This window comes from Micromonospora sp. NPDC048905 (assembly GCF_040649655.1).
GTDB lineage: Bacteria > Actinomycetota > Actinomycetes > Mycobacteriales > Micromonosporaceae > Micromonospora.
Genome location: NZ_JBEZFV010000016.1, coordinates 1 through 21,538 on the forward strand (window position 1 = coordinate 1; position 21,538 = coordinate 21,538).

The following is a 21,538-nucleotide window of genomic DNA, read 5'->3' on the forward strand; positions in this document are numbered from 1 at the left end:
CGCGATAGCGCATCCCACTCGACGTCAGACAACTCGTAGCGACGACCCACGCCCTACATCATCCGACACCATGATCCTTTGAAGACACTGCCTAGGCGGCTCAGGACTTCGCGGGCCGCGTCCCGGGGGTTGTCGCCCACCCGGGGCGGGAGCGCCCCGGCCAGCCAGAGGGTCGCGAAGCCGTGCGCGATCGACCAGGCGGCGAGCGCGTCCCGATCGGTGTCGGCGGGCGTGCCGTTGGTGGGCAACGAGGCCACCCCCGCCCGCAGAGCGGCCCTGGCCCGGCCCCGCGCGGCGACCAGTTCGGGGTCGTCGGCCCGATACAGCTCCGGCCGGAACATCAGCTCGAAGTGCGCGCGGTGTCGGACGGCGAAGTCGACGTACGCGACTCCGGCCGCCAGCAGGTCGTCCCCCGCCGCCGTCAACTCCTGGGCCAGCAGGTCGAAGCCCTGGGTGGCGAGCGCGGTGCGCAGGCCGGCCTTGTCGCCGAAGTGGTGCGCGGGTGCGGCGTGCGAGACGCCAGCCCGACGGGCCAGGTCACGCAGGCTCAGCGCGGCCTGCCCGTCCTCCTCGATCGCGTCGAGCGCGGCCGCGAGCAGCGCGCGACGGAGGTCGCCGTGGTGGTAGCCGCGCGTCTCAGTCATGACCGAATCCTAACTTGTCGTTGACAAGATGCTACCTCGTCACGCAATCTTGCCAGCGACAAGATTGTGCGAAGGAGGATTCCGATGGCACCCCTGATCGCTCTGCTCGCCGGCAGCGCGCTGGCCCGACTGGCCGGCCTGGCTGGCATCTCCGCGCTGGACGGTTGGCACCCCGCACTGCGGGTCGGGTTGGCCCTGCTGTTCGTGCTGACCGGCGTCGCGCACTTCGTCGGTCAGCGCCGCGCCGACCTGATCGCGATGGTCCCGCCCCGACTACCCCGCCCGGCTCTGCTGGTGACCGTCACCGGCGTCCTCGAACTGGCCGGCGCCGTCGGGCTACTGATCCCGGCGACCGCCCGCCCGGCCGCGGCCGGGCTCGCCCTGCTCATGCTCGCGATGTTCCCCGCCAACGTCTCGGCTGCCCACCGGAGGTTGACCCTCGCCGGGCGTCCGGTGACCCCGCTCCCACAGCGCACGGTCCTGCAGATCGTGTTCGTGGCCACTGCCGCGGTAATTTCGTTTGGCCCCTGACTATCAGGGAGCTAAGGTGCTCACCGTGGACATCGTGACCCTCCAGGACGTGCCGCTCGGCCGGCTGCTGCTGGTGGCCGGGCACCTCGTCGAGCAGCGCTGGAACCGCTACCTCGCCGAGGAGCACGGTCTCACCCACGCCGGCATGGTGACCCTGATGACGCTCGCCCGCCACGGCGAGCTACCCCACCGGGAGGTCGCCGAGATGGGCTTCGTCCGCCCGGCGACCCTGACCGGCATCGTGGACACGCTGGCCCGGGACGGGCTGGTCGAGCGGCAGCGCGACGACAGCGATCGTCGCAGCATCCGACTCGCGATCACCCCTGCCGGTCGGGAGCGGGTGGCGGCACTCACGGCCATGATCCACTCCGGACGCCCCATCACCTCGGTCGACGCCGACCCGGCGAAGGCCCAGGTGATCCGGGAGTTCCTGCTAGAGGTCATCGGCAGCGGGGACGACCCGCGGATGACCGGCCGCCCTACCGATCCGAAGGACCCGGCGTGCTGATCCGACTGTTGCGCAACCAACTGCGCACCTACCAACGACAGTTGCTGGCGGTGGTGCTGCTCCAGTTCGTGGGCACCATGGCCTCGCTCTACCTGCCCAGCCTCAACGCCGACATCATCGACAAGGGCGTGGCGCGGGGCGACACCGACTACATCGTGCACACCGGCGGGTGGATGCTGCTGGTCAGCCTGATCCAGATCGTCTGTTCGATCGCCGCGGTCTACCTGGGCGCACGGATCGCGATGGGCTTCGGCCGGGACGTACGGGCCACGCTGTTCGGGCACGTCAACCGCTTCTCCGCCCGGGAGGTGGCCCGGTTCGGGGCACCCTCGCTGATCACCCGCAACACCAACGACGTCCAACAGGTGCAGATGCTCGTCCTGATGAGCTGCACCATGCTGGTCGCCGCGCCGATCATGAGCGTCGGCGGCGTGGTGATGGCGCTGCGCGAGGACGTCGGGCTCTCCTGGCTGATGCTGGTGAGCGTGCCGGTCCTGGCCGTCACGCTCGGCGCGATCATCCGTCGGATGGTGCCGGGCTTCCGGCTGATGCAGACCCGCATCGACACGGTCAACCGGGTGCTGCGCGAGCAGATCACCGGCATCCGGGTCGTCCGCGCGTTCGTCCGCGAGCCGTACGAGACGGACCGTTTCGGCGTCGCCAACGCCGACCTGACCGCCACCGCGCTGCGGACCGGCCGGTTGCTGGCGTTGATCTTCCCGGTGGTCATGCTGGTGCTGAACGTGTCCAGCGTGGCGGTCCTCTGGTTCGGCGCGCAGCGGGTCGGCTCGGGCGCGATCGAGATCGGCGCGCTCACCGCGTTCCTGCAATACCTGATGCAGATCCTGATGGCCGTGATGATGGCCACCTTCATGCTGATGATGGTGCCCCGGGCCGCGGTCTGCGCCGAACGGATCGTCGAGGTGCTGGACACCGACTCCTCGGTGGTCCCCGCCGCCGAGCCGGTCAGCGAGTTGGCGACCCGGGCCGAGTTGGAGCTGCGCGGGGTGCGCTTCCAGTACCCCGGCGCGGTCGAACCGGTGCTGCGGGACATCTCCTTCCGGGCCACCCCGGGCACCACCACGGCGATCATCGGCAGCACCGGCGCGGGCAAGACGACCCTGCTGTCGTTGATCCCCCGCCTGGTCGACGTCACCGCCGGTGCGGTGCTCGTCGACGGGGTGGACGTGCGTGAGCTGGCGCCGGACGAGCTGTGGCGGCGGATCGGTCTGGTGCCGCAGCGGCCGTACCTGTTCACCGGGACGGTCGCCAGCAACCTGCGCTACGGCAACCCGGACGCCACCGACGAGGAGTTGTGGGCGGCACTGGAGATCGCCCAGGCCCGGGACTTCGTGGCCCAGATGCCCGGCGGCCTGGAGGCGCCGATCGCCCAGGGCGGCACCACCGTGTCCGGTGGGCAGCGGCAACGCCTGGCCATCGCGCGGGCGCTGGTCCGGCAACCGGAGATCTACCTCTTCGACGACTCGTTCTCGGCGCTCGACCTGGGCACCGACGCACGGCTCAGAGCCGCCCTGCGGCCGGTCACCGCGCAGTCGGCGGTGGTGATCGTGGCCCAGCGGGTGTCCACGATCATCGACGCCGACCAGATCATCGTTCTGGAGAACGGAGGGGTCGTCGGAGTGGGACGACACGCGGACCTGTTGGAGACCTGCCCGACGTACGCCGAGATCGTGGCGTCCCAGCAGACGACGGAGGTGGCGGCGTGAGCGAGCGCGACGAGCCGCGCACCGCGGCCGTACCCAGTCAGAAGCCGGCCGGCGACGAACGGACACCGGGAGGGGACGCGTCGGCGCCCGCCGGCGGCGCGGCGACGCCGAAGCGGCTGCCGCCCGGCCGTCCGGGCGGCGGTCCGCCGTGGATGAGTGCCGGGATGCCCGCCGAGAAGTCGATGAACTTCGGGCCGTCCGCCCGCCGGCTGCTCGGCCGGTTGCGCTCGCACCGGCTGCACCTGGCCGCGATCATCACGTTGGCCCTGGTGAGCGTGGGGTTCAGCGTGGCCGGCCCGAAGATCCTCGGCCACGCCACCGACCTGATCTTCACCGGGGTGATCGGCCGGGACCTGCCCGCCGGCACCACCGCCGAGCAGGCCGTCGCCGCGGCGCGGGCCAACGGCAACAACAGCTTCGCCGACATGCTGGCCCGGATGGACGTGGTGCCCGGAATGGGCATCGACTTCGCCGCCCTGAAGCGGGTGCTGCTGCTGGCCCTCGGGCTCTACCTGGCCGCGAGCGTGCTGTCCTGGTGGCAGGGTTGGCTGCTCAACGGGGTGGTCCAGCGCACCGTGCTGCGGCTGCGCGCCGAGGTGGAGGAGAAGCTCAACCGGCTGCCGCTGCCGTACTTCGACAGGCAGCCCCGCGGCGAACTGCTCAGCCGGGTCACCAACGACATCGACAACATCTCGACGAGCCTCCAGCAGACGCTGAGCCAGCTGCTCACCTCGCTGCTGACCGTCGTCGGCGTGCTGGCCGTGATGTTCTGGATCTCACCGCTGCTGGCCCTGGTGGCCCTGGTCGCGGTGCCCCTGTCGGTGCTCGTCACCCAGCGCATCGCCAAGCGTTCACAGAAGCAGTTCATCGCCCAGTGGACGCACACCGGCGAGTTGAACGGCCAGATCGAGGAGGCGTACACCGGTCATGAGCTGGTGAAGGTCTTCGGCCGGCAGCGTGAGGTGGAGGCCGCGTTCCACGCGAAGAACGAGGAGCTGTTCCGGGCGAGCTTCGGGGCGCAGTTCGTCTCCGGGATCATCATGCCGTCGATGATGTTCATCGGAAACCTGAGCTACGTGGCGATCGCCGTGGTCGGTGGGCTGCGGGTCGCCTCCGGCACGATGAGTCTGGGCGACGTGCAGGCGTTCATCCAGTACTCCCGGCAGTTCACCCAGCCGCTCACCCAGCTCGCCTCGATGGCCAACCTGCTCCAGTCCGGGGTGGCGTCGGCCGAGCGGGTCTTCGCGGTGCTCGACGCGGACGAGCAGACCCCCGACCCGGTCGAGCCGGCCCGGGTCGCCGACCCGCACGGGCGGGTCGAGTTCGAGCACGTCTCGTTCCGCTACGAGCCGGACAAGCCACTGATCGACGACCTGTCGCTGGTCGCCGAGCCGGGGCACACGGTGGCGATCGTCGGCCCGACCGGCGCCGGCAAGACCACGCTCGTCAACCTGGTCATGCGCTTCTACGAGCTGGACGCCGGCCGGATCACCCTCGACGGGGTGGACATCACCACGATGCGCCGCGACGACCTGCGCGGCCGGATCGGCATGGTGCTCCAGGACACCTGGCTGTTCGGCGGCACCATCCGGGACAACATCGCCTACGGGCGGCCGGACGCCACCGAGGAGGAGATCCTCGCCGCCGCTCGGGCCACGTTCGTGGACCGGTTCGTCCGCAGCCTGCCGGACGGCTACGACACGGTCATCGACGAGGAGGGCAGCAACGTCAGTGCCGGCGAGAAGCAGCTCATCACCATCGCCCGCGCGTTCCTCGCCGAGCCGTCGCTGCTGATCCTGGACGAGGCCACCAGCTCGGTGGACACCCGTACCGAGGTGCTGCTGCAACGGGCGATGGCCGCGCTGCGTTCGGACCGGACCAGCTTCGTCATCGCGCACCGCCTCTCCACCATCCGCGACGCCGACCTGATCCTGATGATGGAGGACGGCCGGATCGTCGAGCAGGGCACCCACGAGCAACTGCTCGCCGCCCACGGCGCGTACCACCGGCTCTACCGCTCCCAGTTCACCGGTGCCGTGGCCGACGAGGAACCGGCCGAGCCCGCCGCCCAGCCGGCGTCGGTCTGAGGGGCGGGTCGCCGCCGTGCGCGCCACGCGACCGACGGCGACCCACCCCGGCTCGGCGGGTGGGTCAGCCCCCCGGGAGCAGCTCGGCGGCGCGCGCGGCGACCTGCCCGCCGATGAGGGCCAACGCCGCGTCGGCGGGCATCGGGTCCAGGGCCCGGCCACCGCGCAGGCGCAGCGCGAGGCGTCCGTCGGCCGCCTCCCGGGCACCCAACACCCCGAGGTACGGGACGCGGCGGCGGGCCGCGTCCCGGATCCGGGCACCCAGCGAGCCGGCGCCGTCCACCTCGACCCGCAGGCCGGCGTCGACGGCCCGGCGGGCCAGGTCGGCCGCCGCGTCGGCCTGGCCGTCGCCGACCGGCAGCAACACCAGTTGCACCGGGGCGTACCAGGCCGGGAAGGCGCCCTCGTGCACCTCGATCAGGTACGCGAAGAGCCGCTCCATGCTGCCGACCAGGCTGCGGTGCACCATGACCGGGCGACGCCGGCTGCCGTCCGAGTCGGTGTACGACAGGTCGAACCGCTCGGGTTTGTCGAAGTCCAGCTGGATGGTGGAGATGGTCGACTCCCGGCCGGCCGCGTCGACGATCTGAATGTCGATCTTCGGGCCGTAGAAGGCAGCCTCGCCGGGCGCCTCGACGTACTCCACGCCGGCCAGCGCGCCCCGGAGCAACTCCTCCGCGTGGGCCCACTGCGCGTCGTCGCCGACGTACTTCTCCCCCGGCCCGCGCAACGAGAGCCGGAAGCCGGCCGGGCGGACGCCGAGCGCGGCGTGCGCGGCACGGATCAGCCGGAGGATCTCGACGACCTCCCCGCCCACCTGCTCGGGGGCGCAGAAGGTGTGCGCGTCGTTGAGCGAGATGGCCCGTACCCGGGCCAGCCCGCCGAGCACCCCGGAACGCTCCGAGCGGTACATCCCGCCCAACTCCGCGATCCGCAGCGGCAGCTCCCGGTAGGAACGGCCCCGCGCCCGGAAGACCAGCGCGTGGTGTGGGCAGAGCGCCGGGCGGAGCACGAACTCGTCGTCGGCGCTGAGCCGCATCGGCGGGAACATGTCGTCGGCGAAGTAGCCGAGATGGCCGGAGAGTTCGAAGAGTTCGCGCTTGCCCAGCGGCGGCGAGTAGACGTGCTGGTGGCCGGAGCGGCGCTCCAACTCCCGGACGTACTCCTCGACGGCGTGCCGGGCGGCGGCGCCGGCCGGCAGCCAGATCGGCAGGCCGGCGCCGGCCAGCGGATCGGAGACGAAGAGGTCCAGCTCACGGCCGAGCCTACGGTGGTCGATCATGTCGGGCTCCTGGATCGGGTACGACCCGGAGGCGACCTGGGCTCCGAACGGCGCGCGGCCCTCGGGGGCGGATCGCCCCGGGGCCTGGTCGACTGTGGTTACGTCAGAGCGGCGCGCCGGGGATTCCCGGCGTCGTGGTCACCACAACCGCGCTGCGCATACGGCGACCGTACTCGCGGGGCAACCGGGGACGCACCCGGATTTGCGGCGGCGAGCAGAGAGGTGGGCCGCCGGCGCGGGACCCGCCGGCGGCCCTGGCGGCCCGAATCGTCAGGAACGGGGGACCCGACGGGCGTGGGCCGCGCCCGTCAACGGTACGCCGACGTGCGCCGTTCTGCCGCCCGGTACCGGACGGGTGGGACGGGCGTCGCACCCGTCACCCGAGATCGGTTGACCTCGTTGTACCTGGGTGGCCCCCGTCGTGTCGACCGTCACGACGGACCGGGCCTGTCCTCCGTGACGCCGGACACGCCGTCAGGCTCAAGACACCCAATCGGCCGCATCCGGCGAGGTGGCAGGCGTGCCCGAACTACTGACTGACGTCGCATCGCCGACGTGGGCGTACCTGGTGCTGCTCGCCCTCCTGATCGCGGACGCCTTCGTCCCGGTGATCCCCACCCAGATCGTCATGATCACCAGTGGTGCGCTCACCGTCTACGGCGGGCTCAACCTGCCGGTCACCATCGCCGTCGGCGCACTCGGTGTCTTCGCCGGCGACCTGGCCTGCTACCTGCTCGGACGCAACGCACCGGACCGGCGGGCACCCCGGCACGCCGAGCTGAGCCGGGCCCGTCGGATGGCCAGTCGGGTCACCAGGGGGCTCCGCCAACCCGGGCCGATGGTCATCCTGCTCTGCCGGTTCGTGCCCGGCGGCCGGATGGCGGCCTGCTTCTCGGCCGGTCGCAGCCGTTACCCGTATCGGCTGTTCGTGCTCTACGAGGCCGTCGCCGCGCTGGGCTGGGCCACCTACGGCGCGCTGGTCGGGCACCTCGGCGGCACCGCGCTCACCGAGTCGGCGTGGCGCCTGGCCATCATCGCCACCGCCGCCGCGGTCGGCTTCGCCGCAGCGGGATGGGCGATGACGCTGGTCAGCGCCCGCCACGCCCGCGCCGCCGCAGTCGACGTCACCATCGACTAAGTGTCGCCCCGCCCCCGCCTGCCCCGCGATCTTGCACTTGGTGTCCCCGCATTTGGGGCGTGTCGCGCATAAGGGCGACCGAAAGTGCAAGATCGCGGAAGGTGGGCCGGGGGTCTCTAGGGGTGGTTCCTCGGGGCGATTTCGGTGGGCTTCCCGGATCCGGCTGGGGTGGTCGCGGCGACAGGCTGAGGCATGCCTGGAACCCGGAACACCGGTCTGCTGGCCCTGGGCGGGATCGCCGTGGCGGCGCTGCTCACCGTGATCGGTCACCTCGAAGTCAACGACGACCTCAGCCCCTGGGCGCTGACCATCAGCGACTTCGCGGTCTCCGACCGGGGCGGCGTCATCGACGTGGCCATGGTGGTGCTCGCCCTCGCCACGGTGGCGCTGCTGTACGGGCTGCGCCGCACCGGCCCACCCCGACCGCGCGCCGGGACGGCCGAGTTGCTGCTCGGCGCGTGGGTGGCCGGGCTGCTACTCGCCGCGGTGGTGCCGACCAACGAGCCGGGTACCGCCATGACCACCGAGGCCTACCTGCACCGGTACGCCTCGGTGGTCGCCTTCCTGGCGCTACCGGTCAGCGGTTGGCTGCTCGCCCGCCGGCCGGCCCTGGCCCCCGCGGCCCGGACGCTCCGCACCCTCGTCCTGCTCAGCCTCGCCCTGGCGGCGGCCATGATCTGGTCCGCCTACCCCGGCGACCGAATGCTCATCGGACTGGCCGAACGCCTGCTCATCCTCACCGAGGTAGCCGTCCTGGCCACGGTGGCGGTGATCCAGACCCGGAGGGTCACTCCAGCTCGTGGAGCATCAGCTGGCGTGCTGCTTCGGTGATCGAGCCGGACAGCGACGGGTAGATGGTGATGGTCTGGGCCAGCTCGTTGACCGTCAGGTTGTTCTCCACGGCCATCGTGATCGGCAGGATCAGCTCGCTGGCCTTCGGGGCGACCACCACACCGCCGATCACCTGGCCGCTGGCCGGACGGCAGAACAACTTCACGAAGCCGTCGGAGAGGTCGTCCATCTTCGCGCGGGCGTTGCCGGACAGCGGCAGCATCACCTGCCGGGCCGGGGTCTTGCCCGCGTCCACCTCGTCCTGCGAGACGCCCACGGTGGCCAGCTCCGGGTCGGTGAAGACGTTCGCCGCGACGGTACGCAGCCGCAACGGGCGGACCGCCTCGCCGAGGGCGTGCCACATGGCGATCCGACCCTGCATCGCGGCGACGCTGGCCAACAGCAGCACCCCGGTGCAGTCACCGGCGGCGTAGATGCCGGGCACGTTGGTCCGGGACGCCCGGTCGACGGTGACGTAGCCGCCCCGGCCCAGCTCGACGCCGTACTCGGTCAGGCCCAGGTTGGCCGTGTTCGGGATCGAACCGACGGTGATCAGCGCGTGCGAGCCGGTGACCCTGCGGCCGTCGGAGAGTTCCACCTCGACGCCGTCGGCGGTACGCCGGACCGCGTCGGCCCGGGAGTTGTTGAGGATCTCCATGCCCCGGTTGCGGAACACCCGCTCGATGGCGGAGGCGGCGTCGGCGTCCTCGTGCGGCATCACCCGGTCCCGGCTGGACACCAGGGTCACCTGGACCCCCATGGCCAGGTACGCGCTGGCGAACTCCGCGCCGGTGACACCGGAGCCGACCACGATCAGGTGCTCGGGCAGCTCCGGCAGGTCGTACACCTGGCGCCAGGTCAGGATGCGCTCACCGTCCGGTACGGCGGTGGGTAGCTGGCGGGGTGTCGAGCCGGTGGCCACCAGCACGGTGGTCGCCGCGATGGAGTATTCCTCCCCGCCGTCCGCGGGAGTCACGACGACCAGATGGGTGTGCCCGAGAGCGTCCTCGCCGAGCCGGGCGGTGCCGGCCACGAAGGTGACGCCGGCCTTGAGGAGCTTGGCGTGGATGTCGGCGGACTGCGCCAACGCCAGTCGCTTGACCCGCTCGTGCACGGCCCGGGCGTCGACGGTGACCGCCTCCAGGCCGTCCGAGTGCACCCCGAACTCCTCGGTGTCCCGGTAACCGGTGACCACCCCGGAGCTGGCGATGAAGGTCTTCGACGGCACACAGTCGGAGAGCACGCAGGCCCCGCCGGCACCATCGGCCTCCACCACGGTGACATCGGCGTCCAGCTGGGCGGCGACCAGCGCCGCCTCGTACCCGGCCGGCCCCCCACCGATGATCACGATCCGGCTCACAGCGTTCGCCCTTCGTCCAATTTCACAGTGACTTTGTTCTCCCGAGCGCATTCGACACGCACTGTCGTATTCTCCCCCACCCGTCCGCCGGGCTATCGTCATCGCCGTGCGTCATCACGCCGCCTACGGCTCAAATCTCGATCCCGCCCGAATGCGCGCCTACTGTCCGCATTCGCCGATGGTGGGCACCGGCTGGCTGGAAGGCTGGCGGCTGACCTTCGCCGGAGCGGACGTGATCGGCTGGGAGGGTGCGGTCAGCACCCTGGTCGAGTCGCCCGGTGACCGGGTCTTCGTCGCGCTCTACGACATCCACCCGTACGACGCGGGTCAGCTCGACCAGATCGAGGGGGTGACCGCCGGCACGTACCGCAAGCTGCACGTCCGGGTCTCCACCCTCGACGGCGACGTGACCGCGTGGATCTACGTCTTCAACGGCTACGAGGGCGGCCTGCCGACGTCGTGGTATCTGTCCGAGATCGCGAACGCCGCCGAGAAGGCGGGCGCCCCGGACGACTACGTCACCGAGTTGCGGTCCCGCCCCACCGGCACCGCGTCGGCCTAGCAGCGCGTATCGCACCTCCCCAGTCTGCTCCCGCCGTTGAGCGGAGCGCGGATCGGGTGCGACGAGGGTCGTCAATCACACACCGGCGGCGAGGTCGGCCCGGGTGCGGTGCAGCAACTCGACAAGCTCGGCGCCGGCAGCCGGACCGAGGGCCGTGAACGCCGGCGCGACGAGACGGTTGGTCACCGCCTCCGCCCAGAGTCGCCGGCGCACCAACGGCCCGATCGGCGGGTAGGGCGGCGACCAGCCGCAGGCCACCGCCCCGGCCTCCCCCTCCGGCCCGGCGAGCACGGCCTCCAGCGGGGTCATCCCGGCGGCGCGTACCGCCAGCAGGTAGGCACCGGTGAAGTGTTCCCGGAGCAGTCGCAGCCCGGCGGCGCTGCGGGCGCCGGCGGAGAGATCCGGCAGCGGCATGGCCCGCCACGCGGCGAAGAGCGGCATGGCGCTGGCGTCCGCCGCCACCACCGCACGCTCGACGAGGAACGCCAGGCGCTCGATGGCGGGCCGGGCGTCGAGCTGCTGCGCGCCCCAGCGGCAGCACTCGGCGAGGCTCGCCGTCGCCACCTCGATCGGCGGGACGATCCGGGCGGCGGCGTCCCACCCGTCGGCAACCGCGTCCGGGGCGATGAACCCGAGCGCCGCGGCGGCCGTCTCGGCCCGCACATCGCCAAGCGCGCCAGCCCGACCACTGATGTAGAACGCCCAGCCGGAGATGCCGAGCAGTCGGGCACGGCGCAACGTGGCCGGATCCCGGGTGAACGCGTCGCCGAGGTCGAGCACGACCGGCTTGCTGGCGGCAGCGACCTGCTCCGGTGTCATCCGAGCCGCCCTCTCGGGCAACCCGATCCATCGACCACGACGAGGCCCCGATCCGGGGTCACCCGCCCTGGACGGCCCGCACACTCGTCGTCGTCCATCGATGGTCAGTCTCCCGCGCCACCGCCCTCGTCCGCATCCCCCTCTTCGGCCGCCAACGCCTCGACCGCCGCCTCGACCTCGCCCGCGCGCCGCCGAGCCACGGTGACCGCTCGCTCGGCGGCTCGCCGAGCGAGCTTGGCCCGACTGAGATCCTGCTCGGCGACCGCCCGCCGCCGCTCCAGCTCGGCCAGTTCGGCCTCGATCCCATCGAGTACGGCAACATCGTCCCGCTCCTGTCCGGCCGCCTCGGTCAGCTCGGCCTCCGCGCGTTGCTGGTCGGTCCGGGCCTTGGCCAACTCCCGATCCAGGGCGCGGCGCTGCCGTGCCCGCTCCGCGCGGGCGGCCCGCTGCGCGGCCTGCTCGGCGCGCTCCGCGGCCCGATCCGGGCGGGGCACCGCCTCGGGACGCCCCCGCTGGGTACCCGGTCGGCGGGCGGGGCGTTCCTCCTCGGGCTCCTCCTCGTCGTCGCCGGTGACCAACCTCAGCTGCGGGCGGGGCACCTCGCCGAAGCCGGCGTAGCTGGCCGCCCGGAGCAGGCGGCCCGCCCGGACCTGCTCGGCGACGTCGACGTCGGAGAACGCCGCGTTCAGCGTCGACTCCACCTCGGCCAGTGGCAGCCGACCGGCCGGTGGCGCGTCCGACTCCGTCACCGCGAGCTTGCGAACCTCGGCGACCAGGGCGCCGACCACCGCCCGGCGCTGAGCGGACAACTCCCGCAGTCGAGGCCCGCGCAGCTCCCGCTGGGCCGTCCGCAGGGCATCGGCGAGCTGGACCAGGTCGGCGACCAGCTCCGGGCGTTGGATGGCGAGCAGGTTCACCAGCCAGGCCGCCACCGTCGGGCGACGTAGCCGGGCCAGTTGTCGGGCGGTGCCCGGGTCGCCGGCACGGCGGGCCTCGGCCACGGCGGCGTCCCGGGCGGCCACGAACCGGTCCGGTGGGATGCGGTAGAGCTGCTGCACCAGCTCCGCTGACGGGCCGGGCATCGGATCAGACGTCCACCCGGGTACCGGGCTCCAGCCGCTGGTACTCGGTGCCGGACAGCGCGGTGTACTGCCCGTTCAGCACGCGCAGACCGTTGTCGTTGAGCAGGCCGTCGTGCAGGGCGTACGCCCGCCGGGGCGCGACCGCGCGGATGAAGTCGAGCACCTCGGAGAACTTCGACCAGGGGGCGTGGATCGGCGCGAAGAGCGTGTCGACGGGTGTCTCGTCGGGCACCACCAGGGAGTCGCCCGGGTGGTAGACCACGTCGTTGATCAGGTAACCGAGGTTGTCCACCACGGGGATGTCGGGGTGGATCACCGCGTGTCGCCCCCCGTACGCCCGGACGGCGACCCCGGCGGCGGTGAACGACTCGCCGGGCGTGACCGGGTGCAACACCTCGGCGGTGTCGCCCAGGGTCTCGGCGAGTGAGGCCGGCCCGTGGATCGGGAACGGTCGCCGGTCGAGCTGCTGGCGCACCGCGGCCAGGTCGAGGTGATCGGAGTGCAGGTGGGTGATCAGCACCGCGTCCGCGCCATCCAACGCCGTCGCGGAGTCGCCGAACACCCCGGGGTCGACGACGAGCACTCCCCCGTCGTGTTCCACCCGGAGGCAGGAGTGGGCGTACTTGGTGAGCCGCATCGTGACTCCTCGATTATCGAATCGTGACGTCCTCAGCGCAGTCTGCCGGAACCAGCCGACGTGTGCGCCACGTCCGAGCTATCGCCACACCGGATCACGACGAGGGGAGCGGGGATGGACGGACAGGCGGTACGACGACGCGGCACACTGCTGGCGGTAACGGCGCTGGCGGCGGCGCTGGTGTTGACCGGGTGCGGGGCCGGCGACAGTGGAACGGCGGACACCGCGGCCGCCCCACCGGCGGTGGACCGCGACGCTGCGCGGGACAACGCGGCGGTAGCGCCCGAGGCGGCCAAGGCCGGGGACCGGCAGCAGGCCGGGGCCGGGGCGCCCCAGGAGGCCGGCGCCGGGGCACCGGACCTGCGGGTCGACCAGCGGGCCATCATCTACACCGGTTCGATGCGGGTGCAGGTGGACGATGTGGACGCCAAGGCCCGCGAGGTGAGCGCCCTGGTCGCTCGCGCCGGTGGCTTCATCGGCGGTGACCAGCGGCGCAGTGCCGGTGCCGACGCGGTGGCGGAGTTGCAGTTGCGGGTGCCGGCGGAGAAGTTCACCGAAGTGGTGGACGAGATCGCGAAGCGCGGGAGTCAGCAGAGCCGGGAGATCAGCACCGAGGACGCCACCGAGGCGATCGTCGACCTCGACGCGCGTATCACCAGTCAGCGGGCCAGGGTGGAGAGCGCCCGCCGGTTGCTGGCCCGCGCCAGCTCGATCACCGACCTGGTGTCGTTGGAGAACGAGTTGGGTCGCCGCGAGGCCGACCTGGCGTCGTTGGAGGCCAAGAAACGACGACTGGCCGACCTGACCGCGCTCTCCACGATCACCGTGACACTTGTCGGGCCGGCGGCCAAGGCCACCGAGGAGGAAGCCGAGACCGGCTTCCTGGTCGGGCTCAAGGGCGGCTGGAGGGCGTTCGTGGCCTCGTTGACCGTCCTGCTCACCGTGCTGGGGGCACTGCTGCCGTGGCTGCTGGCAATCGGCGTACCGGTGGCGGTGCTGCTGTTGGTGCTGCGTCGCCGGAAGAGGACCTCGATGCCGACCGCTCCGGTCAGCGCGCCGCCGCCAGTGCCCGCAGCGCGGTCTGCACCATGACGCGTACGCCGGCGGGGATGGCCCGCTCGTCCACGTCGAAGCTTGCCCGGTGCAGGTCGACGTTGGGACCCGAGCGACCCACCCCGAGCCGGGCGAGGGCGCCGGGGACGTACTCCAGATACCAGGAGAAGTCCTCGCCGCCCATGCTCTGCGGCGTCTCGGCGATCCCCTCCGGGCCGAGCGCGGCGGCGGTGGCTGCGGTCAGCACCTGGATGGCCCGCGCGTCGTTGGACACCGGCGGCCGGCCGCGCAGGTATTCCAGGTCGACAGTGGCGCCGGTCGGCGCGATCACGTCCCGGACCACCTGAGCGACGATCTTGGGGGCCAACTCCCACGTGTCGCGGTCCATCACCCGCAGGGTGCCGGAGGCGCTCGCCTCGGAGGGGATGACGTTGTAGCGGGTGCCGGCCGAGGCGTGGCCGAAGACCAGCAGTAGGCCACTGTTGGCCGGCACCCGGCGGCTGACCAGGGCGGGCACCTCGGTGACCAGCCGGCCGAGCGCGTCGACCAGGTCGACGGTCAGGTGCGGGCGGGCGGTGTGCCCGCCCGGGCCGGAGAGCCGGACGGTGACGTTGTCGGCGGCCGCGGTGATCGGGCCGACCCGCAGGCCGACCTTCCCCACCGGCAGGTTCGGGTCGCAGTGCAGCGCGAAGATCTGCACCACGTCGTCCAGGCCGCCGGCCTCGATGACCTCCAGCGAGCCGCAGGGCAGGATCTCCTCGGCCGGCTGGAAGATGAGCCGGACCCGTCCGTCCAGCTCACCCAGGTCGGCGAGCTGGGCCAGCAGCATGCCGACGCCGAGCAGGATCGTGGTGTGCACGTCGTGGCCGCAGGCGTGGCAGACGCCCGCCACGGTCGACCGGTAGGGCACGTCCTTGGAGTCGTCCAGGGGCAGGGCGTCGATGTCGGCGCGCAGCGCGACCACGGGGCCGTCCGGCCGACCGTTGATGTCGCAGATCACGCCGTTGCCCTTGGGCAGCAGGCGCGGGTTGAGCCCGGCCAGCGAGAGCTCGCGGGCGATCAGGGCGGCCGTCTCGAACTCGTTGCCGGACAGCTCTGGGTGCGAGTGGAGGTGACGGCGCGTAGCGATCAGCCCCGGTACGCGGAGGGCGAGGAGGTGGTCCAGTTCGCGGGGCAGCGGTTGGGAGCCTGGCGGCGTCTCCAGCCAGGACGACGCCAGCTGGCCACCTGTGGGCAGCGTCAACGCACTCGTCACGTCGAATTCTCGATCACTAGAAATGGATGGATCATCGGGGACAGCAGACAGCCTAGACCTCCGACGGTGACGCTGCGCAACCTCGTTACGGTAATGATCAGACCGCGCAGCGTCAGGTACGCCCTGTTCGGAGCGCTCGGAGATGTGTGGGACAGCAGGTAGATCGCTGTCGAACGCCGACATCCGCCCCTCACCTCCTACAACGCGTAACCAATCGCGGCGGCCCAGGATCTGGCGGAACACGCGCGGATCCAGGTGTAAATTGTCGCATTAGTCGGGGTGATGAACTGACACTCCGACAATTAGCCGACCACACCCGCAACCAGCCGGATAGGGACGCTCACATGTAGCCGCCCACCGCGGGCGCACACCGTGTGCGTCCGCGCTCCTCCGATCCGGTACCCGCCCAGCCCGACGGACACACCGCGACCGCGAGGGTCAGAAGCGATCGGTGGGCCGGTACAGCCCCCAGACCTCGCGCAGCGTCCCGCACACCTCACCCACGGTGGCCCGGGCCCGCAGCGCCTCCTTCATCGGGTAGAGCACGTTGTCCGAACCCTCCGCGGCGGCCCGCAGGTCGGCGAGTGCCCGCGTCACGGCCGCGCCGTCACGCTCGGAGCGCAGCCGCGCCAGCCGCTCGGCCTGACCCGCCTCGATCGTCGGGTCGACGCGCAGCGGCTCGTACGGCTCCTCCTCGTCCACGGCGAACCGGTTGAGCCCGACCACCACCCGCTCACCCGAGTCGATCTCCTGCGCGATCCGGTACGCGGACTGCTCGATCTCCCGCTTCTGGAAACCGGCCTCGATCGCGTCCACCGCCGAGCCGTGGTCGGCCACCCGCTCCATCAACTCGAGCGCGGCGGCCTCGATCTCGGCGGTCATCGCCTCCACCACGTACGACCCGGCGAACGGGTCGACGGTGGCGGTCAGGTCGGTCTCGTACGCCAGCACCTGCTGGGTACGCAACGCGAGCCGGGCCGCCTTCTCGGTGGGCAGCGCGATCGCCTCGTCGAAGCTGTTGGTGTGCAGCGACTGCGTGCCGCCGAGCACCGCGCCCAGCCCCTGCACCGCCACCCGGACCAGGTTCACCTCCGGCTGCTGCGCGGTGAGCTGCACGCCCGCGGTCTGCGTGTGGAAACGCAACATCATCGACTTCGGATCCTTCGCGCCGAAGTCGTCGTGCATCAGCCGGGCCCAGATCCGCCGGGCGGCGCGGAACTTCGCCACCTCCTCCAGCAGTGTGGTGCGGGCCACGAAGAAGAACGACAGCCGGGGCGCGAAATCGTCCACCGCGAGCCCGGCGGCCAGCGCCGCCCGCACGTACTCCACGCCGTTGGCCAGGGTGAACGCGATCTCCTGCGCGGGCGTCGCGCCGGCCTCGGCCATGTGGTAGCCGGAGATGGAGATGGTGTTCCACTTCGGCACCTCCTTGCGGCAGTACGCGAACGTGTCCGCGACCAGGCGCAGCGACGGCTTCGGCGGGAAGATGTACGTGCCCCGGGCGATGTACTCCTTGAGGATGTCGTTCTGGATCGTGCCGTTGAGCGCCGAGCCGGGCACCCCGTTCTCCTCGGCGACGAGCTGGTAGAGCAGCAGCAGCACCGAGCCGGGCGCGTTGATGGTCATCGAGGTGGAGACCTTGTCCAGCGGGATGTCGGCGAAGAGCAGCCGCATGTCCTCGATGGAGTCGATGGCGACACCCACCTTGCCGACCTCGCCGTGCGCGATCGACTCGTCGGAGTCGTAGCCCATCTGGGTCGGCAGGTCGAACGCGACCGAGAGGCCCATCGTGCCGGCCCGCAACAGTTGGTGGTAGCGCGCGTTGGACTCGGTGGCGGTGCCGAAGCCGGCGTACTGGCGCATGGTCCACGGACGGGAGGTGTACATGGTGGGGTAGACCCCCCGCGTGTACGGGAACTCGCCGGGGGCGCCCAGCCGGGAGTCCAGGTCCTCCGGAAGGTCCGCGCCCGTGTAGACGCCCTTGATCGGAAAACCGGACTCGCTTGACCGCCGTTCGTTCATCCCCGGATGGTAGGTCGTGCGGGCACGGCATCGGGTGAGGGATACCGCACAGCCCGTTCCGAGCCGTCGACAGCAGGTGAACCGCATGGCACTTTCTGTCGACTTCGACAAACGTCCGTCGCGTCGGCTTTCGCATCGGGCGTCGGAACCAGCAAGATAGGGGGGTTGTGTCCCAGCCCCCCTCGATTTCCCCCGGTGGCTTTTCTGTGACTCAGATCCCGACGTGGAGCGGCGGACCAGTCAGTCCCGCCAACGGCCGCGCAGCACCCGGCACCACCATCGGTGGCCGGTACTCGCTGCGGTCCTCGGTGGGCAACGGCGGCATGGGCACCGTGTGGCGTGCCACCGACACCCTGCTGCGCCGTGACGTGGCGGTGAAGGAGGTCGTCCTGCCTCCGGGGCTGGCCCCCAGCGACCGCGACGCCATGTACGAACGCACCCTGCGCGAGGCGCGGGCCGCCGCCGCCATCCAGCACCCGGCCGTGGTGCAGGTGTACGACGTGGTCACCGAGGCCGGCCGGCCGTGGATCGTGATGGAGCTGCTGGACGCCCGCAGCCTCGCCGACATGGTGATCGAGGACGGGCCGGTCGCGCCCCGCGCCGTCGCCAAGATCGGCATCGCGCTGCTCGGCGCGTTGGAGGTGGCGCACGCGATCGGCGTCCTGCACCGCGACGTCAAGCCGGCAAACGTGCTGATCTGCTCCGACGGGCGGTGCGTGCTCACCGACTTCGGGGTCGCTCGGATGCCCACCGACGTGCAGCTCACCACCCCCGGGATGGTGCTCGGCTCCCCGCACTTCATCTCGCCCGAGCGGGCCATGGGCCAGGAGTTCGGTCCGCCGAGCGATCTCTTCTCGCTGGGTGTGACGCTCTACACGGCGGTGGAGGGGCGACCCCCGTTCGACAAGGGTGACCCGATCGAGACCATGCACGCCGTGGTCGAGGACCCACCGGCCCCGCCGCAGCGCAGCGGCCCGCTGACCCGCGTGCTGATGGGCCTGCTGGAAAAGGACCCGGCCCGCCGACTGGATGTGCACACCTCCCGGGCCATGTTGCGCGAGCTGCTCGCCGGCCCGCTGGGCAGCACCGCGACCGCGGTGCACTCGGTCACCGACCCGTACGCGGTGGTGCCGGTGCAGCAGCGCCCTCCGGTGCCGGTCCTCCCGCCGCCCCCGGCGGAGCCGAAGTCGGACAAGCAGATCGGTGGCCCGGCGATGCTGGCCCCGGACGAGTCCCTGACCGATCGGCTCGCCGCGCTGCGCCGGGGCGAGCGCCCCCGGCCGGCCACCGCGGCCGGTGCCACCGGGTTCGACGAGACCAGCGCCGACGTGTTGGCCGGCCCACTGCACACGCCCACCGGCGCGATGCCCGGCCCCGGCCAGCCACCTCCCCGGCACACCTACGGTGGCAGCGCCGACACCACTCAGCGGGTGGACGCCGGCGGGCACCCGGACGCCACCCAGCGGGTCAACTACGGCAGCCCCGCCGATGCCACCCAGCAGGTCGGGTACGGCGGCGCACCGGAGGCCACCCAGCGCATCGGCGGCACCTACGGCGGCGGCAACCAGTGGTCGGTGCCCGGCACCGGCCAGCCCTGGGCCACCTCGCCCGCCCCTGCTGGCGGCGGCGCCCTCGGCAAGGCCCGTGCCACCGGTGGTCAGCTCGTCAGCACGGTCAAGGGCTGGCCCCGCAAGGTGCAGCTCGCCGCGGCCGGCGGGTTGGCCGTCGTGCTGCTGCTCACCGTGGTGGCCCTCACCAGTGGCGACGATTCCCCGCCGAACACCCCGGCGGCGCAGCCGACCGCGTCCGCCCCGGCGGCCTCCACGGTCGAGATGCAGGAGCACGTGGCCCGCGGCATCCAGGTCATGGTGCCGAAGGGCTGGAAGAAGGCCACCGGCCCCTCGTACACCGACTACACCGACCCGGAGGACAGCGGTCGCAAGGTCCGCATCATCACCGAGAAGTGGTCGAGCGACGCCAACCGCTGGGCGGAGACGGCAGCGAACGGTCTCATGACCCGGAGCACCTCCTGCGTCAAGCCGTACCAGCAGCTCAACGCCACCGAGACCCAACTGGACAGCAAGCCGGCCGCCGAATTCGAGTACACCTGCGGCGAGGGCGACGTCATGCGGCACGGCGTCTGGCGTGGCGTGGCCGAGGGCGGCAAGGCGTACTCGTTCTACCTCACCTCGACGAACGCCAAGTTCGCGGAGAGCAAGCCGATCTTCGACGAGATGGCCAGGACGTTCAAGCTCACCGGGGCAGGCTGAGCCGAGGGAACCGACAGCGGTGATCCGCCGCCGTGCTATCAAGAGGCATGGCGGCGGACACCACTGACATCGACGACATTCGCGAGCAAGCCCGGCGCTGGCTGGCCGACGACCCCGACCCGGCCAGCCGGGACGAGCTGACGGCGGTGCTCGACCGGCTGCCGGCGAGCGCCCCGGAGCTGGCCGACCGGTTCGCCGGTCCGCTGACCTTCGGCACGGCGGGCCTGCGCGGACCGCTGCGCGCCGGCCCGAACGGCATGAACCTCGCCGTGGTCACCCAGGCCGCTGCCGGCCTGGTCGGCTGGCTCGCGGCCCAGGGTGGCACCGGCCCTCTGGTGATCGGGTACGACGCCCGGCACGGCTCCCGGCAGTTCGCCGAACGCACCGCCCAGGTGGCCACCGGCGCGGGCCGGCCGGCTCTGCTGCTGCCCCGCCCACTGCCCACCCCGGTGCTGGCGTACGCGGTACGCCAGCTCGGCGGGGTCGCCGGAGTGATGGTCACGGCCAGCCACAACCCGCCCCAGGACAACGGCTACAAGGTCTACCTCGGCGCGGAACTGGGCGGTGAGCTGGGTGCCGGCGCGCAGATCGTGCCGCCCGCCGATGCCGGTATCGAGGCGGCCATCCGGGCGGTCGGCCCACTGACCCAGGTGCCGTTGGGTCCACCCGGGCAGGTGCTCGGTGACGACCTGGTCGCCTCGTACGTGGAACGGGCCACCGCGGTGATCGACCCGGACGGACCCCGGGACCTGACCGTGGCGTACACGCCGCTGCACGGGGTGGGCGCGGCGGTGCTCACCGCCGCCTTCGCCAGCGCCGGTTTCCCGGTGCCCGGTGTGGTGCCCGACCAGGCCGAGCCGGACCCGGCGTTTCCCACCGTGTCATTCCCCAACCCGGAGGAGCCGGGGGCGGTGGACCGGTTGATCGCGCTGGCCGACTCCACCGGCGCGGACCTCGCCATCGCGAACGACCCGGACGCGGACCGGTGCGCGGTGGTCGTCCGGGACAGCACGGGCGGCGGGCAGGGCTGGCGGATGCTGCGCGGCGACGAGGTGGGCGTGCTGCTCGCCGACCACCTGATGCGCCGTGGGGTGACCGGGCTCTACGCCACCACGATCGTGTCGTCGTCACTGTTGCGGGCGATGTGCGCGGCCCGGGGCCTGCCCTACGACGAGACGCTCACCGGCTTCAAGTGGATCGTGCGGGCCGGCGGCGGCAGCGCACCGCTGGTCTTCGGCTACGAGGAGGCGCTCGGTTACTGCGTCGCCCCGGAGCACGTACGGGACAAGGACGGCATAACCGCAGCGCTGACCGTGGCCGAACTGGCCGCCGGCCTGAAGACGCAGGGCCGCACGTTGACCGACCGGCTGGACGAGTTGGCCGCCGAGTTCGGCGTTCACCACACCGACCAGCTCTCCGCCCGGGTGGACGACCTGCAAGTCATCACCGACGCGATGGCCCGGATCCGGGCGGCCACCCCGACCACCCTGCTCGGGCAGCCGGTAGACAGCGTGCGGGACCTGCTACCCGAGTCGGACGTGGTGATCCTGCGGACCGCGGTGGCCCGGGTGGTGATCCGCCCATCCGGGACCGAGCCGAAGCTCAAGGCGTACCTCGAGGTGGTGGAGCCGGTGCCCGACCGCGACGTCGCCGCGGCCCGGGCCCGCGCGGAGTCGGCGATCGCGCAGCTGCGCACCGAGATCGCCGCGGCTCTGGGACTCTGACCGGCG

At 71.9% G+C, this 21,538-nt stretch carries 18 protein-coding genes; 10 read left to right on the forward strand and 8 right to left on the reverse strand.

The window, feature by feature from the left end; genetic code table 11:
* Positions 1-53 precede the first annotated feature (53 nt).
* Positions 54-644, reverse strand: a complete 591-nt coding sequence (locus AB0C01_RS29470) for a TetR/AcrR family transcriptional regulator (protein WP_357572691.1) — start codon at positions 642-644, stop codon at positions 54-56.
* A gap of 84 nt (positions 645-728) precedes the next feature.
* Here AB0C01_RS29470 and AB0C01_RS29475 point away from each other — a divergent pair, with 84 nt between their 5' ends.
* From AB0C01_RS29475 to AB0C01_RS29490, 4 genes are all read left to right on the forward strand, one after another.
* Complete coding sequence (locus tag AB0C01_RS29475; RefSeq protein ID WP_357241536.1) at positions 729-1,175, forward strand: DoxX family membrane protein; 447 nt, start codon at positions 729-731, stop codon at positions 1,173-1,175.
* Positions 1,176-1,200: 25 nt separating this feature from the next.
* A complete protein-coding gene (locus tag AB0C01_RS29480; RefSeq protein WP_357241533.1) occupies positions 1,201-1,683 on the forward strand; it encodes a MarR family winged helix-turn-helix transcriptional regulator in 483 nt (160 codons plus the stop codon).
* On the forward strand, positions 1,677-3,410 hold the full coding sequence (locus AB0C01_RS29485; protein WP_357572692.1) for an ABC transporter ATP-binding protein: 1,734 nt from the start codon (positions 1,677-1,679) through the stop codon (positions 3,408-3,410). The genes AB0C01_RS29480 and AB0C01_RS29485 overlap by 7 nt, the downstream gene beginning before the upstream one ends.
* Positions 3,411-3,574: 164 nt before the next feature.
* Positions 3,575-5,497: an ABC transporter ATP-binding protein gene (locus AB0C01_RS29490; protein WP_357242379.1), complete on the forward strand. Its 1,923-nt coding sequence runs from the start codon at positions 3,575-3,577 to the stop codon at positions 5,495-5,497.
* Between the two features lie 64 nt (positions 5,498-5,561).
* On the opposite strand, the gene thrS is transcribed toward AB0C01_RS29490, so the two are convergent.
* Positions 5,562-6,779, reverse strand: coding sequence for a threonine--tRNA ligase (gene thrS, locus AB0C01_RS29495; protein WP_357572693.1), 1,218 nt, complete (start codon positions 6,777-6,779; stop codon positions 5,562-5,564).
* Between the two features lie 520 nt (positions 6,780-7,299).
* On the opposite strand from thrS, the gene AB0C01_RS29500 reads away from it, so the two are divergent.
* A complete protein-coding gene (locus AB0C01_RS29500) occupies positions 7,300-7,917 on the forward strand; it encodes a DedA family protein (protein WP_357572694.1) in 618 nt (205 codons plus the stop codon).
* Between the two features lie 192 nt (positions 7,918-8,109).
* Positions 8,110-8,748, forward strand: a complete 639-nt coding sequence (locus AB0C01_RS29505; protein WP_357572695.1) for a DUF998 domain-containing protein — start codon at positions 8,110-8,112, stop codon at positions 8,746-8,748.
* Here the strand turns inward: AB0C01_RS29505 and AB0C01_RS29510 are convergent.
* Positions 8,705-10,108, reverse strand: coding sequence for an NAD(P)H-quinone dehydrogenase (locus AB0C01_RS29510; RefSeq protein ID WP_357241518.1), 1,404 nt, complete (start codon positions 10,106-10,108; stop codon positions 8,705-8,707). The two genes, AB0C01_RS29505 and AB0C01_RS29510, sit on opposite strands and share 44 nt — an antisense overlap.
* 106 nt (positions 10,109-10,214) lie before the next feature.
* Here AB0C01_RS29510 and AB0C01_RS29515 point away from each other — a divergent pair, with 106 nt between their 5' ends.
* The gene (locus tag AB0C01_RS29515) at positions 10,215-10,670 is read left to right on the forward strand and encodes a gamma-glutamylcyclotransferase (protein WP_357241515.1); all 456 of its coding nucleotides are present in this window, start codon (positions 10,215-10,217) and stop codon (positions 10,668-10,670) included.
* Between the two features lie 75 nt (positions 10,671-10,745).
* Here the strand turns inward: AB0C01_RS29515 and AB0C01_RS29520 are convergent, their stop codons facing one another.
* The 3 genes from AB0C01_RS29520 to AB0C01_RS29530 all read right to left on the reverse strand — a co-directional run bounded on the left by AB0C01_RS29520 (position 10,746) and on the right by AB0C01_RS29530 (position 13,208).
* Positions 10,746-11,489: a hypothetical protein gene (locus tag AB0C01_RS29520; RefSeq protein ID WP_357241512.1), complete on the reverse strand. Its 744-nt coding sequence runs from the start codon at positions 11,487-11,489 to the stop codon at positions 10,746-10,748.
* A gap of 104 nt (positions 11,490-11,593) precedes the next feature.
* A complete protein-coding gene (locus AB0C01_RS29525) occupies positions 11,594-12,571 on the reverse strand; it encodes a hypothetical protein (protein ID WP_357572696.1) in 978 nt (325 codons plus the stop codon).
* Positions 12,572-12,575: 4 nt separating this feature from the next.
* Positions 12,576-13,208 (reverse strand): MBL fold metallo-hydrolase, encoded by a 633-nt coding sequence (locus tag AB0C01_RS29530; RefSeq protein WP_357241506.1) that lies wholly within the window; start codon positions 13,206-13,208, stop codon positions 12,576-12,578.
* 93 nt (positions 13,209-13,301) lie between these two features.
* Between AB0C01_RS29530 and AB0C01_RS29535 the strand changes: the two genes are divergently transcribed.
* Entirely contained in the window at positions 13,302-14,300 is a 999-nt protein-coding gene (locus AB0C01_RS29535; protein ID WP_357242376.1) for a DUF4349 domain-containing protein, read from the forward strand.
* Here AB0C01_RS29535 and AB0C01_RS29540 read toward each other — a convergent pair.
* Positions 14,257-15,516 carry an amidohydrolase gene (locus AB0C01_RS29540; RefSeq protein ID WP_357241503.1) on the reverse strand — a complete coding sequence of 420 codons (1,260 nt, stop codon included), beginning with the start codon at positions 15,514-15,516 and terminating at the stop codon, positions 14,257-14,259. The two genes, AB0C01_RS29535 and AB0C01_RS29540, sit on opposite strands and share 44 nt — an antisense overlap.
* Before the next feature lie 438 nt (positions 15,517-15,954).
* Positions 15,955-17,538, reverse strand: a complete 1,584-nt coding sequence (locus tag AB0C01_RS29545) for a methylmalonyl-CoA mutase family protein (protein ID WP_357368557.1) — start codon at positions 17,536-17,538, stop codon at positions 15,955-15,957.
* Between the two features lie 206 nt (positions 17,539-17,744).
* Between AB0C01_RS29545 and AB0C01_RS29550 the strand changes: the two genes are divergently transcribed.
* The gene (locus tag AB0C01_RS29550; protein ID WP_357241497.1) at positions 17,745-19,808 is read left to right on the forward strand and encodes a serine/threonine-protein kinase; all 2,064 of its coding nucleotides are present in this window, start codon (positions 17,745-17,747) and stop codon (positions 19,806-19,808) included.
* A 47-nt stretch (positions 19,809-19,855) separates the two neighbouring features.
* The gene (locus tag AB0C01_RS29555; protein WP_357572697.1) at positions 19,856-21,532 is read left to right on the forward strand and encodes a phospho-sugar mutase; all 1,677 of its coding nucleotides are present in this window, start codon (positions 19,856-19,858) and stop codon (positions 21,530-21,532) included.
* The last annotated feature ends 6 nt before the right edge of the window (positions 21,533-21,538 follow it).

Coding starts and splice junctions, on each gene's coding strand:
- AB0C01_RS29470 (WP_357572691.1), bottom strand. CDS start 644: ATGACTGAGACGCGCGGCTACCACCACGGCGACCTCCGTCGCGCGCTG.
- AB0C01_RS29475 (WP_357241536.1), top strand. CDS start 729: ATGGCACCCCTGATCGCTCTGCTCGCCGGCAGCGCGCTGGCCCGACTG.
- AB0C01_RS29490 (WP_357242379.1), top strand. CDS start 3,575: ATGCCCGCCGAGAAGTCGATGAACTTCGGGCCGTCCGCCCGCCGGCTG.
- thrS (WP_357572693.1), bottom strand. CDS start 6,779: ATGATCGACCACCGTAGGCTCGGCCGTGAGCTGGACCTCTTCGTCTCC.
- AB0C01_RS29505 (WP_357572695.1), top strand. CDS start 8,110: ATGCCTGGAACCCGGAACACCGGTCTGCTGGCCCTGGGCGGGATCGCC.
- AB0C01_RS29520 (WP_357241512.1), bottom strand. CDS start 11,489: ATGACACCGGAGCAGGTCGCTGCCGCCAGCAAGCCGGTCGTGCTCGAC.
- AB0C01_RS29525 (WP_357572696.1), bottom strand. CDS start 12,571: ATGCCCGGCCCGTCAGCGGAGCTGGTGCAGCAGCTCTACCGCATCCCA.
- AB0C01_RS29530 (WP_357241506.1), bottom strand. CDS start 13,208: ATGCGGCTCACCAAGTACGCCCACTCCTGCCTCCGGGTGGAACACGAC.
- AB0C01_RS29545 (WP_357368557.1), bottom strand. CDS start 17,538: ATGAACGAACGGCGGTCAAGCGAGTCCGGTTTTCCGATCAAGGGCGTC.
- AB0C01_RS29555 (WP_357572697.1), top strand. CDS start 19,856: ATGGCGGCGGACACCACTGACATCGACGACATTCGCGAGCAAGCCCGG.